Here is a 13428-nt window from a genome sequence, read left to right as displayed (position 1 = left end):
CACGTCAGGCCGCGAAGCGCGAGTGGTCCACGCCGTGCTGCGTTTCGTAACCGGCCGAGCGCAGCTCCCACGATTCGAAGTCGTCGACGCTGATCGCATCGAGCGTCATCGCGCGCAGCTCGTCGAGTTGCTTGCGTTCGTCGGCGGTGATCCAGCCTTCGCGCACGCCTTCGTCCAATTGCGCGGAGAACTCGAGCGCTTCGATGTCGCTGTTCTTCAGCGCCTTGAGGAACTTGCGCTCCACGGGCTCGGCGAGGACGACCTTCGGCAGATAGCTGTCGATGCGGCCGGCGGGGTTGTTGGCGGTCGGCGTGAGGAACACGCCGTCGGCCAGGCGCTGGCGCGCATCGCACGGCGTCATCAGCAACGCAGCGGCCTGGTGGCCGAGGCGGTCGCTCGGCGCCTGCGCGCGGCGGCCCCACGGGAAGATCAACGCCCACAGCACCCAGCCGATCGGGCGGATCGGGAAGTTGCGCAACGCACCGGACAGCGCCGTCTCGATCTTGTTGATCGCATCGTGGAAGGCCCACGCAAGCAACGGACGGTCGCCCGTCGGGCGCCCTTCGTCTTCGTAACGCTTCAACATGCTGCTGGCGATGTACAGCTGGCTCAGCACGTCGCCCAGGCGGCCCGACAAGGATTCCTTGAACTTCAGCTTGCCGCCGAGCAGGAGCATCGACGTATCGGCCATCAGCGCGAGCGCGGCTGAATAGCGATCGAGCTTGCGATAGAAACGGCGCGTGTAATCGTCGCCCGGCGCCTTGCCGACCTTCGCGCCGCTCAGGCCGAACCACAGGCTGCGCACGGCGTTGGAGATCGCAAAGCCGATGTGGCCGAACAGCGCTTCGTCGAATCGGTCGATGCGCTCGACCGGATCCTCGAGCTGCGCCGACTTCATTTCCTTCATCACCCACGGATGGCACAGGATCGCGCCCTGGCCGAAGATCATCAGCGAGCGCGTCATGATGTTCGCGCCTTCCACCGTGATGCTGATCGGCGTGGCCTGCCACGCGCGTCCCAGGTAATTGCGCGGGCCGAGGATGATGCCCTTGCCCCCGTGCACGTCCATCGCATCGATGACGACTTCGCGGCCCATCTGCGTGCAGTGGTATTTCGCGATGGTGGAGGGCACCGCGGGGTTTTCGCCGCGCGCCACGGCCGCCGCGGTCGCCTGCGACAGCGCGCTGATCGCGTACGCCTTGCCGCCGATGCGCGCGAGCGCTTCCTCGACGCCTTCGAAACGCCCGACCGACAAACCGAATTGCTTGCGGATGCGCGCATACGCACCGGTGACGACGGCCGCGCTCTTCGCGCCGCCGCTGGCGGTGGAGGGCAGGGTGATCGAACGGCCGATCGACAGGCATTCCATCAGCATGCGCCAGCCCTGGCCGGCGTAGTCCTCGCCACCGATCAACTGCGACAAGGGCACGAAGACGTCCTTGCCGTGGATCGGGCCGTTCTGGAACGGCGAGTTGAGCGGGAAGTGGCGGCGGCCGATTTCCAGGCCCGGTGTTTCGCGCGGCACGAGCGCGAGCGAAATACCGATGTCGCGCTTGTCGCCGAGCAAGCCTTCCGGGTCGTACATGCGGAAGGCGACGCCGATCAGCGTGGCCACCGGCGCGAGCGTGATGTAGCGCTTGTTGAGCGTGAGGCGCACGCCGAGCACGTTGGCGCCGTTCCATTCGCCCATCGACACGATGCCGTAGTCGGGAATGGAGGTCGCATCGGAACCGGCGAACGGCCCGGTGAGCGCGAAGCACGGCACGTCGCGGCCGTCGGCCAGGCGCGGGAGATACTCGCGCTTCTGTTCGTCCGTGCCGTAGTGCATCAGCAACTCGGCCGGGCCGAGCGAGTTCGGCACGCCGACGGTGGACGACACCACGGTGCTGATCGACGCGAGCTTCTGGATGACCTTGTGGTTCATCAACGCGGAGAAGCCGAGCCCGCCGTATTCCTTCGGAATGTTGAGGCCGAAGAACTTGTGCTTCTTGCAGAACTCCCAGATTTCCGGCGGCAGGTCCGCGCGCACGTGGGTGATGTCCCAGTCGTCGGTCATGCGGCAGAGTTCTTCGCACGGGCCATCGAGGAAGGCCTGCTCCTCCGCGGTGAGTTGCGGCTTGGGCAGCGAGAGCAACTGGTCCCAATCGGGCCTGCCGGAGAACAACTGGCCTTCGAACCCGACAGTGCCGGCTTCGAGCGCCGTGCGTTCGGTATCCGACAGCGGGGGCAGCAGCTTGGTGTAGAAGCGCAGCAACGGCGCGGTGATGCGCGGCTTGCGGAAAGCCGGTACCAGCAACGGCACCGCGATCAACGCGACGACGATGGCGGCGACGATGGTCGCGGCGGCGTTCGCCCCGGCGATCCACGCGACCACGAGCAGGGCGGCGGTCAACGCGGCCCAGTAGGCCAGGCGCATCCGGTGATAGGCCGCGAAGCCCCCGGCGAGGAGCAACAGCAGGAAAGGAACGACGACGCTCATCTCGGCCTCCGGCGAACGCACGATGCGCCCGCACACATTATTGGTTGAACGGGCCGGCGCCCGGAGGCACCATACGCCAAAGTATGGGCAGCCCGTCGAAGGACTGTCAACGCGTCGGAGGCAACAGCGTGTCCTCACTCCGCGCATACTCTCGGGAAGGGAACCGTACGGTAGACTGCGCGCCATGACCGAAGCCGCCATCCGCAACGAACGCAACGCGCGCCTGAGTGCCGAAGATTGGGCGCAGGCGGCCCTCGACCAGATCGCCGAACAAGGCGTCGCCTCGGTCGCGGTCGAACCGCTGGCCCGCAGGCTCGGGGTCACCAAAGGCAGCTTCTACTGGCATTTCCCGTCGCGCGAGGCCCTGCTGGTCGCCGCGCTGGAACGCTGGGAAAAGGTCGAGCAGGAAACCGTGTTCGGTTCGCTCGAACCCATCCCCGACCCGCGCGAGCGTTTGCGCAAGTTGTTCCAGCTGGTCGCGCACGAAGCCAAGTCGCACATCATCTATTCCGAGCTGCTCAAGGCGATGGACCACCCGGCGGTCCAGCCGGTGATCGTGCGCGTGTCCGAGCGCCGCCTGGATTACCTCACCGCTTCGTTCCGCCAGGCGGGACTGAGCCGCACCGATGCGCAGCACCGCGCGCGCCTGCTGTACTCGGCGTACGTCGGTTTCCTGCAGCTGAACCTGCAACTGCACCAGATGAACATGCAGCACGACGAGTTCGAGGCGTACGTCGAACACATGATGTCGACGCTGATCCCCCAGGCCTGAGCGCAAAGGACCCCCATGGCCGCTGTCGTTGAACACCCCATTTCCCCTGAAGTCGAGAATTCCACCATGGGTAGCCAGTTGGACGCGTTGAACCAATGGGTCATGGACGTGGCGCGCGTGACGCAGCCCGACCGGATCCAGTGGTGCGACGGTAGCGACAGCGAATTCGCGGAGCTGGTCCGCGGCATGGAAGCGGACGGCACGTTGTTGCCGCTCAATTCCGAAACGCATCCGGAGAGCTGGCTGCACCGCTCGCATCCCGATGACGTGGCGCGCGTCGAACACCTGACGTTCGTGTGCACGAGCGAGCGCGAAGACGCCGGCCCGAACAACCACTGGATGTCGCCGGCCGATGCGCACGCGAAGATGGACGCATTGTTCGCCGGCTGCATGCGCGGCCGCACGATGTACGTGATCCCGTATTGCATGGGCCCGATCGATTCTCCGCTCGCGCGTTGCGGCGTGGAGATCACCGACTCGCCGTACGTCGTCGCCAACATGCGCATCATGACGCGCATGGGCGCGGCGGCCCTGGCGCGCATCGAGCGCGAAGGGCGTTTCGTGAAGGGCCTGCATTCGATCGGCGAGCTCGATCCGGAGCGCCGCTTCATCATGCATTTCCCGGAAGAACTGACGATCCAGTCCTACGGTTCGGGTTACGGCGGCAACGCGTTGCTCGGCAAGAAGTGCCATGCATTGCGCATCGCCTCACACCAGGCGCGCAGCGAAGGGTGGCTGGCCGAACACATGCTGATCCTCGGCGTCGAGAATCCGCAGGGCCAGACGCATTACATCGCCGCGGCGTTCCCGTCGGCGTGCGGCAAGACCAACCTGGCGATGCTCATTCCGCCCGAGGGATATCGCAACGAAGGCTGGAAGGTGTGGACCGTCGGCGACGACATTTGCTGGATGCGCCCGGGCCCCGATGGCCGTTTGTACGCGATCAATCCGGAAGCCGGTTTCTTCGGCGTCGCGCCGGGCACGTCGGAGAAATCCAATCCCAACGCGCTCGCCACCATCCAGCGCAACACCATCTTCACCAACGTCGGCCTGACCGATGACGGGCAGCCGTGGTGGGAGGGCCTGGACGACCGCAAGCCCGCCTTCGATTGGCGTGGAAATGCATACGATTGCAATGGCCCGGCGGCGCATCCGAACGCGCGTTTCACCGTGTCGGCGCGGCAGTGCCCGAGCTGGTCGCCGAAGGCCGAGGACGCGCAGGGCGTGCCGATTTCGGCCATCGTGTTCGGCGGCCGCCGCGCATCGCTGGTGCCGCTGGTGTTCGAGGCGCGCGACTGGAAGCACGGCGTGCTCGTCGGCGCGGCCATGGGTTCGGAAACCACCGCCGCCGCCACGGGCGCGGTCGGCGTCATGCGCCGCGACCCGATGGCGATGAAGCCCTTCTGCGGCTACAACTTCGCCGACTACTTCGCGCACTGGTTGTCGTTCGACAAGCCCGGCGCGCAGCTGCCGAAGATCTTCCACGTCAACTGGTTCCGCAAGGGCGAGGACGGCAAGTTCCTGTGGCCGGGCTTCGGCGAAAACCTGCGCGTGCTGGAGTGGATGATCGAGCGCGTCGAAGGCCGCGCGTCGGCGACCGACACGCCGATCGGCGCGCTGCCGAAGATCGGCGACATCCGCCTCGACGGCGTGGCCCTGTCGGACGAAGCGCGTCGCGTGCTGTTCGACTTCGATCGCGCGGGCTGGCAGGCGGAAGTGGACAGCCTGGCTTCGTTCCTCGATGAATTCGGCACGCGCGTGCCGGTGGCGCTGAAGAATGAACAGGCGCGGATCGCGGCGGAGTTGCGCAACGGCTGAACACCCCGGGCCCCGCGGCAATTCCGGGGCCGATCAGGCGAACAAGGAAGCGGGCCCGGATCGGGCCCGTTTTCGTTTGCGCATCAGCGACTTCCAGTCGTTTCCAGCCCCACCCATACGGTGGGTTCAAGTACCAAACCGTGTCGATTGCGTTCGAATGTTGTTGCCAATTTGTTATTTCCCCTATAGTCGGGAGGTCATGTCTTTGAAACGACAGTGACTTCTTCCTTCTTTTTTTCACCTTTCTTCCCGTGGGGGGAATCCATGGCTTCAAGGCAAATTGCCAAAGGCTTCAAGCGCAGCGCCCTGACGGTCGCGCTTGGCCTGTGCTTCGCTGGTACCGTCCAGGCCCAGAGCTCCGTTGGTTCGATCTTCGGCGACACGCAGGCCAACGCCACCGTGCGCATCGAAAACGTCGACACCGGCGCCGCGCGTGAGGTCACCGCCGACGCTTCGGGTCGCTTCGCGCTTCCGCAGCTGTCCCCGGGTCGCTATCGCGTGATCTCCGGCGGCCAGACGCGCGAAGTGCGCGTCAGCGTCGGTACCGGTACGCCGGTCACCTTCGCCGCCGCTTCGGCGTCCGGCGAGCTGGAAACCGTCACGGTGACGGGCGCCAGCGCGATCAACCCGATCGACGTCTCATCGGTCGAGTCGACCACGGTGTTCACCGCCGAACAGATCCAGGCGCTTCCGGTTTCGCGCGACGTCACCAACGTCGCCCTGCTTGCCCCGGGCACCGTCCGCGGCGACACCGGCCTCGGCAACCTCGCCTCCTTCGGCGGCGCGTCGGTCGCTGAGAACGGCTACTACATCAACGGCTTCGACGTCACGAACCTGCGTTCGCTGCTGTCGTACGCGCAGCTGCCGTTCGAGTCGATCTCCGAACAGCAGGTCAAGACCGGTGGCTACGGCGCCGAGTACGGCCGTTCGCTGGGCGGCGTGATCAACATCGTGACCAAGCGCGGTACCAACGAGTGGAAGGGCGGCGGTAGCGTCTATTGGGAACCGAACCAGCTGCGTTCGACGGGCCGCGATGCGGCTTCGCGCGATCCGGAATCGGCCCCGCTGCTCGCCTTCCGTTCGGCTGACGAATTCGACAACCTCGAATACAACGCCTACGCCGGCGGCCCGCTGATCAAGGACAAGCTGTTCATGTTCGGCCTGGTCACCGGCCGCCACAACACGTCCGACACCTTCGAACAGAACGACAGCGAGCACGAGTCCAACACCTCGCCGAGCGGCCTGCTCAAGATCGACTGGAACATCACCGACGATCACCTGCTCGAGTTCACCGGCATCTACAACAAGGAAACGCTGGATCGTACGCATTACGACAGCGCCACTCCTTACAGCCGCAGCCATGACCTGTTCGCGTACGACTACGAGCAGAAGTCCGGCGGCACGGTGATGATCGGCAAGTACACCGGCTACCTCACCGACTCGCTGACCCTGTCGGCGCAGTACGGCGACCTGAAGTACGACAACCCGTACATCCCGGGCGGCCTGCCGGGCGAAGACTGCCCGACCGTCTACGGCGTGGGCCTGGTCTACCTGGGTTGCTGGCCGGCGGCGAGCTTCGCTGCCGTGCGTCCGGTCGACGCTCCGCCGGATACCGACCGTCGCAAGGCATGGCGCATCGACCTCGACTGGCGCATCGGCGACCACGCGGTTCGCGCGGGTCTCGACAGCGAAGAGTTCGTCTCCGAGTTCACGGCGACCAACTTCGCCGGTGGCGTGTACTACCGTTACTTCGACGCGCCGGGCAACGGCACCACGAACGGCGTGCCGAACACGCAGCCGTACGTGCGCCGTCGCCTGATCACGCGTTCGTCGGGCGGTTACAAGACCACCAACGAAGCGGCGTACCTGGAAGACAGCTGGAACGTCACCGACAACCTGCTGCTGTACGGCGGCATCCGCCTCGAACGCTTCGACAACAAGAACGCCGATGGCGTTTCGTTCGTGAAGTCCGACGACCTGTGGGCCCCGCGCCTCGGTTTCTCGTGGGACGTCAACGGCGACTCGACGTTCAAGGTGTTCGGTAACGCCGGCCGTTACTTCATCCCGGTTGCCAACAACACCTCGATCCGCGCCTCCGGCGCCGAAGCCACGACCACCGAGTTCTTCCAGTACACGGCGGTCGACCCGATCACTGGTGCCCCGACCCTCGGCGCGCAGCTCGGCCCGCTCGGCCTGAACGGCAGCTTCGAAGCCCCGAACCCGGCGACCGTCGCTTCGGCGAACCTGAGCCCGATGTACCAGGACGAATACATCCTGGGCATGCAGATGGCGCTCAACGAGAACTGGAACATCGGCCTGCGCGGCATCAAGCGCAAGATCAAGGACGGCTTCGACGATACGTGCGCCCACCAGCCGCTGCTCGACTGGGCGACGGACAACGGGTACACGAACTTCGACCCGGATACGGCCGCCTCGTGCTACATCGTCAACCCGGGCCGTGACGCCGAGCTGGCGCTCGACCTCAACAACGACGGCACGTTCACCACGGTGACGATCCCGGCCGCGTACTTCGGCCTGCCGCAGTACCGTCGCGACTACACCGCGGTCGAGTTCTTCTTCGAGCGCATGAAGTCGGACAAGTGGTCGCTGCAGGGTTCGTACACCTATGCGAAGAGCAAGGGCAACGCGGAAGGCTACGTGAACTCGACCCTGGAGCAGGCGGACGCCGGCATCACCCAGGACTTCGACTTCGCGGCGTTCGGCGAAGGCGCGTACGGCTACCTGCCGAACGACCGTCGCCACACCGTCAAGGTGTTCGGTACGTACGACATCACCGACCAGTGGCGCGTCGGCGCCAACATGATCGTGCAGTCGGGTCGTCCGGTGAACTGCAACGGCTTCATCCCGGAAAACCACCCGTCGAACCAGAGCATCGATTTCGGTTCGATCAGTGCGTATTCGGCTTCGAGCTTCTACTGCCACGACGCCGCGGGCGTTCCGCACCTGGGCAACCGTGGCGACCACGGCCGTACGCCCTGGTCGACGACGTTCGATGCGAACATCGCCTGGACGCCGGACTTCGCCGACAGCAAGCTGACGCTGCAGATGGACGTGTTCAACCTGCTCGGCAACGACCAGGTCACCGAGTACGTCGAGACCGGCGACAAGAACCGCGCCGCCCCGGTTGCTTCGCAGGATTACCTCCTGCCGATCAACTACACGGCGCCGCGCTACGTCCGCTTCTCGGCGCGTTACGACTTCTGATCCATCGAGTCGATGTGGTAAACCGACGGCCGCTGCTCACGCAGCGGCCGTTTTTATTTCCGGAACGCGAATGAACCCGATGTCCCCCGATGTGTTGTGGCGCGATGCGCAGCTGGCGTTCCGTGCCGACCCGCCGCGTGCCGCGGCGCTGTGCGAACAGTTGCTGGCGCAGGCGCCTGGCTTCTGGGGCGCCCACTGGATGCTGTCGCGGTTGTTCCAGGCGCGCGGCGCGTTCCGTGCGGCCCTTGCGCATGCGCGCGCATCGGCGCGCGGCCTGCGTGCGGATGCGGGCGCGCACGAAATCCTGCTGGTCTCCAGCGGGCTGATTTCCACCGGCGAATATGCGACGTGCGCGCAGTTGCTCGAATCGCTCGACCCGCGCGCGCGCATGGATCCCATGCAACTGACCGGCGCGGCCGAGCAAGCCATGATGCTCGACGATCCGGCGCTTGCGCTGCACTGGGCCGATGCGGCGCGCGATGCCGGCGTGCGTAGCGCCGCGCTGTCGTTCCTGCGGGGCAACGCGTTGAAGTTCACCGGACGCATCGACGCGGCGACGTCCGCGTTCGAAGATGCGATCCGCATCGAACCCACGCACCCCGGCGCGCATTACGCACTCGCATCGCTCGATCTGGCGGAAGGGCGGCAGACGCGCATCGACCGGCTCGAACGGCTCGTGTCGGGCAATGCCGACGACACAACGATGGCGGCGTGGTGCTATGCGTTGTTCCGCGAATTCGACGACGCCGACGCACCCGATCGCGCGTGGCCGCACCTCGAACGCGCGATGGCGCTGCGCAAGTCGATCAGCCGCTACGACGCCGCGCGCGAAGATGCCATCTACGATCGCATCATCGCCGCCGCGCATTCCGATGCGATCGCCCCGCAGGCGACCGACGACGACCACATTCCCCTTTTCATCATCGGCTTGCCGCGTTCGGGCACCACGGTGGTCGAGCGCATCCTCGGCAACCACGCCGACGTCGCGACGTGCGGCGAATCCAATGCGCTGCGCATGGCCTACAAATGGGCGAGCGATTACTGGTGCGAGGGCTTCCTCGACACGCAGGCCGCCGCGCGCCTGGACAAGACCGATGCAGCGACGGTCGGCACGCGCTACCTGCAAGCGACGCAGCCGATCGCGGGCGGGAAACGCTGGCGGACCGACAAGCACCCCGGCAACGTCGAGCTGGCAGGCGTCGCGCTCGCGGGCTTGCCGCAGTCGCGCATCGTGCACGTGCGCAAGGACCCGATGGATGCGTGCTTCGGTTGCCTGCGCGAGCTGTTCACCGGCGCCTTCTACGAATGGAGTTACGCGTTCGCGGACATCGCCAACCATCATCGGAACGTCGCGCGGCTGATGCGGCATTTGGCCGATGTCGCGGCCGAGCGCATCGTCGACGTGCAATACGAAGCCCTGGTCGCCAATCCCGAGGCCGCCACGCGCGCGCTGATCGCAGGGTGCGGCCTCCAATCGCAGGCCGGCATCGAAGACATCACGGCGAACACGCAACCGGTGACCACCGCCAGCAGCGTGCAGGTGCGCCAGCCGATCCATGCGGGCCGGGTGGGGCGGTGGAAGCGGTATGCGCAAGCGTTGCGCCCGCTCGAGGCGGCGTTGGCGGGCAACGGCCGCTGAAAGCCTTTTCAGTCGGTTGAAGCATCCCCGGGGTTTGGACCGTTCGTCGGCTAAACCGGGTGAAGACGACGGCTTTTCCCTCGGAAAAGACCCAGCCAATTCAAGGATTTAACCTTGAATACGGGGCCGATTTTTCGCGTTAGTACTCAGGAAGGGACTGGTTAAGGATTCGTTGCAGGTCTATGGTCGGTCGCATTGGCCAGTGTGACGGCCTCCGCATTTCTTCTTCTTCGATTCTTCGGCAGGAGGGAATGGCAATGGCTTCAAATCGAAATGCCGCGCGCCTCAAGCGCGCCACGCTCGCAGCCGCACTCGGGCTGTGCTTCATCGGCGGCGTCCAGGCCCAGACCAATACCGCGGGTGCGGTGTCGGGCCGCGCATCGTCCGGCGACACGATCACCGTGTCCAACCCTGCCACCGGTTTCACGCGCACGATCACCGTCGGCGCAGACGGGTCGTTCCGCTTCTCGCAGATTCCCATCGGCCAGTACACGGTCACCCGCAACGGCAGCTCGCCGCGACAGGTGACGGTCAACGTCGGCACGTCGGCCAACGTCGATTACGCGGCGGCCTCCACGGCCGGCGGCCCGGCGCAACTGGAAGAAGTCGAAGTCATCGGCACCGGCGCGATCAACCCGATCGACGTCACGTCGGTGGAATCCACCACCATCCTCACCGCCGAACAGATCGCGAAGATCCCGGTGCCGCGCGACACCACCAGCGTCGCGCTGCTCGCACCGGGCACCGTGCGCGGCGACGCGGTGTTCGGCAACCTGGCGTCCTTCGGCGGCGCGTCGGTGGCGGAGAACGCGTACTTCATCAACGGCTTCAACATCACCAACTCGTTCCGCAACCTCAACTTCGCGCAGGTGCCGTTCGAGGCGATCCAGGAACAGCAGATCAAGACCGGCGGTTACGGCGCGGAATTCGGCCGTTCGCTCGGCGGCGTGGTCAACCAGATCACCAAGCGCGGCACCAACGACTTCCACGTCGGCGGCAACGTCTTCTGGTCGCCCGACAGCCTGCGCGAAGACGTGCGCAACGCCTATCTCACCAACGGCGTGCTGCGTTCGGACAACTCGCAGGACACCTCGGAAGAATGGCGCACGAACATCTGGGCCAGCGGCGCGCTGATCAAGGACAAGCTGTTCGCCTACGGCCTGATCTCCTACGGTGAGCAGAACAACGACACGTGGGGCAACAACGTCGCCTCGACGAACGTCAACGACAACTTCGAGTTCCCCATCTGGTTGTTGAAGATGGACTGGAACATCACCGACAGCCACATCCTCGAGTTCACCGCGTTCTCCGACAAGCAGGAGAACAACCAGGAGGTCTACGCCAACCGCCCGGGCGTCACCGAGCGCCTCAACCTGGTCGGCGTCAACATCCAGGAGCAGGGCGGCGAGAACTACGTGCTGAAGTACACCGGCTATCTCACCGACACCTTCACGCTGTCGGCGTTGATCGGCCATGGTGAATTCAGCCGCAGCCAGCGCCTGCGCACCGCGAGCGGCCTGCCCGTCGAATACAACGGCGACATCACCTCGACGGCCACCGGTTGCCCGCAGATCGTCGATGCGCGTCCGACCTATCGCCAACAGGCGACGGGCGTTTACTCGTCCACCTGCAACATCACCAACGGCACGATCGACCGCACCGACTCTGGCGACGAACGCGACCAGTTCCGCCTCGACGCCGAATGGCAGCTGGGCGACCACCTGCTGCGTTTCGGCTACGACCAGGACGATTACACGTCGAAGGCCGGTGTCGCGCTCGAAGGCGGTTTCCAGTGGCGCTACACCACCGTCGACCCCGACGGCGTGGCGAACAACGGCGACGAATTCGATCGCGCGCGCCAGCAGTTCTTCCAGCAAGGCGCCACGGTCGAGGTCAAGCAGCACGCGTACTACATCCAGGACAGCTGGAACATCACCGACAACTTCATCGCCTACCTCGGCGCGCGTTGGGACACGTTCGAGAACCTCAACGGCAACGGCGAGAGCTACGTCAAGATCAGCAACCAGTTCGGCCCGCGCCTGGGCTTCAGCTGGGACGTGTTCGGCGACTCGACGTTCAAGGTGTTCGGTAACGCCGGTCGCTACGCATTGCCGCTGACGCCGTCGGTGGCCGTGCGCGGTGCGTCGGCCTCGTTGTTCAGCCGCGAGAGCTTCAACTTCGACCAGACGGTGGATCCGACCACCGGTGCGCCGAACAATCCGGTCGCGCGCCCCGGCACCTTCATCTACCTCAACTCCGAAGACGGGCGCCCGAAGAACCCGCTCACCATCGCCTCGCAGAACCTCGACCCGATGTACCAGGACGAATACATCCTGGGCTTCCAGAAGATGCTCACCGAGCACTTCTCGCTCGGCATCCGCGGCATCTACCGCGAACTGAAGCAGGCCATCGACGACAACTGCGATTACGGCCCGATCTACGACCAGGCGGTCGCCGAAGGCCTCAACCCGGTGCTGCCGAACCCCGGCTTCCCGTACTGCCGCATGTTCAACCCCGGCAAGGACGCGGTGTTCGTGACCGACGTGGAAGGCGACGGCATCCTGCGCACCTACGCGGTGCCCGGTGCGTTGCTCAGCCCGCCGGCCAAGCGCAACTACAGCGCGATGGAATTCTTCGTCGACGGTAACTGGGACAAGTTCTTCATCCAGGGTTCGTACACCTACGCCAAGTCGATCGGCAACACCGAAGGCGGCGTGAAGTCGGACATCGGCCAGAACGACACCAGCGTGACGCAGGACTTCGATTACCTCGAACTGACGGTCGACACGTACGGCTACCTGCCGAACGATCGCCGCCACACGCTGAAGTTGTTCGGCAACTACGAGATCACGGACGAGTGGTCCGTCGGCGCGAACCTGATCGTGCAATCGGGTCGACCGCTGAACTGCCTCGGCGTGCTCGATCGCGATCCGAACCGCGCGCCCGGCACGCCGCCGATCGATGCGACGTACGACCCGCATCCGTACGGCTCGTCGTTCATGCGCTGCAACAACTCGCCGGTGCCGCGCGGCACCGCCGGGCGTTTGCCGTGGACGCAGACCTTCGACATGAATGTCGCGTACGCGCCGAACTGGGCCGAGGGCCTGCAGTTCAAGATCGACGTGTTCAACGTCTTCGATTCGCAGAAGGTCACCTCGGTGGTCGAAACTGCCGAAGTGCCGGAGACGGGCCTGCCGTCGGAGTTGTACCTGCTGCCTGCGAGCTTCCAGGCGCCCCGCACCGTGCGCTTCATGGTGCAGTACGACTTCTGACGAACGGTTGTCGGAAAAGAGGGACAGGACGGCCGCCGAGAGGCGGCCGTTTTGTTAACTACGTAACAAAAAACGTTTCCAAAAACCCGTGCGCCGACGCACGGAAAGTCTGCTGCAATGCAGCATGAGGCCAATGTTTTCAGGCACTTGCATGCCCCTGAGGCCGATAGCGTGATTTGCAACCTTAAAGCTCTGATAAGCCCTTGTTAAGGATTTGTTTCGA

General features: G+C 65.1%; 6 protein-coding genes. 5 read left to right on the top strand and 1 reads right to left on the bottom strand.

The window, feature by feature from the left end; all coding sequences use genetic code 11:
* Window positions 1-4: 4 nt before the first annotated feature.
* A complete protein-coding gene (locus LF41_RS15790; RefSeq protein WP_036172014.1) occupies window positions 5-2479 on the bottom strand; it encodes an acyl-CoA dehydrogenase in 2475 nt (824 codons plus the stop codon).
* A gap of 184 nt (window positions 2480-2663) precedes the next feature.
* On the opposite strand from LF41_RS15790, the gene LF41_RS15785 reads away from it, so the two are divergent.
* The 5 genes from LF41_RS15785 to LF41_RS15765 all read left to right on the top strand — a co-directional run bounded on the left by LF41_RS15785 (window position 2664) and on the right by LF41_RS15765 (window position 13205).
* Complete coding sequence (locus LF41_RS15785; protein ID WP_036172011.1) at window positions 2664-3251, top strand: TetR/AcrR family transcriptional regulator; 588 nt, start codon at window positions 2664-2666, stop codon at window positions 3249-3251.
* Window positions 3252-3317: 66 nt separating this feature from the next.
* Window positions 3318-5069 carry a phosphoenolpyruvate carboxykinase (GTP) gene (locus LF41_RS15780; RefSeq protein ID WP_036172008.1) on the top strand — a complete coding sequence of 584 codons (1752 nt, stop codon included), beginning with the start codon at window positions 3318-3320 and terminating at the stop codon, window positions 5067-5069.
* A 264-nt stretch (window positions 5070-5333) separates the two neighbouring features.
* Complete coding sequence (locus tag LF41_RS15775; protein ID WP_036172003.1) at window positions 5334-8294, top strand: TonB-dependent receptor; 2961 nt, start codon at window positions 5334-5336, stop codon at window positions 8292-8294.
* A 70-nt stretch (window positions 8295-8364) separates the two neighbouring features.
* The gene (locus LF41_RS15770) at window positions 8365-9933 is read left to right on the top strand and encodes a tetratricopeptide repeat-containing sulfotransferase family protein (protein WP_036172001.1); all 1569 of its coding nucleotides are present in this window, start codon (window positions 8365-8367) and stop codon (window positions 9931-9933) included.
* A 257-nt stretch (window positions 9934-10190) separates the two neighbouring features.
* The gene (locus LF41_RS15765; RefSeq protein WP_036171996.1) at window positions 10191-13205 is read left to right on the top strand and encodes a TonB-dependent receptor; all 3015 of its coding nucleotides are present in this window, start codon (window positions 10191-10193) and stop codon (window positions 13203-13205) included.
* Window positions 13206-13428: the final 223 nt, after the last annotated feature.

The organism is Lysobacter dokdonensis DS-58 (assembly GCF_000770795.1).
In the GTDB taxonomy this organism is placed as follows: Bacteria; Pseudomonadota; Gammaproteobacteria; order Xanthomonadales; family Xanthomonadaceae; genus Noviluteimonas; species Noviluteimonas dokdonensis.
The sequence above is the reverse complement of the archived record's forward strand: the minus strand, read 5'-3'. Positions and strand labels throughout refer to the sequence as shown.

Excerpts from the sequence above, each read along its gene's own strand:
- LF41_RS15780 (WP_036172008.1), top strand. The coding sequence starts at position 3,318 with ATGGGTAGCCAGTTGGACGCGTTGAACCAATGGGTCATGGACGTGGCG.
- LF41_RS15775 (WP_036172003.1), top strand. The coding sequence starts at position 5,334 with ATGGCTTCAAGGCAAATTGCCAAAGGCTTCAAGCGCAGCGCCCTGACG.
- LF41_RS15785 (WP_036172011.1), top strand. The coding sequence starts at position 2,664 with ATGACCGAAGCCGCCATCCGCAACGAACGCAACGCGCGCCTGAGTGCC.
- LF41_RS15765 (WP_036171996.1), top strand. The coding sequence starts at position 10,191 with ATGGCTTCAAATCGAAATGCCGCGCGCCTCAAGCGCGCCACGCTCGCA.
- LF41_RS15790 (WP_036172014.1), bottom strand. The coding sequence starts at position 2,479 with ATGAGCGTCGTCGTTCCTTTCCTGCTGTTGCTCCTCGCCGGGGGCTTC.
- LF41_RS15770 (WP_036172001.1), top strand. The coding sequence starts at position 8,365 with ATGAACCCGATGTCCCCCGATGTGTTGTGGCGCGATGCGCAGCTGGCG.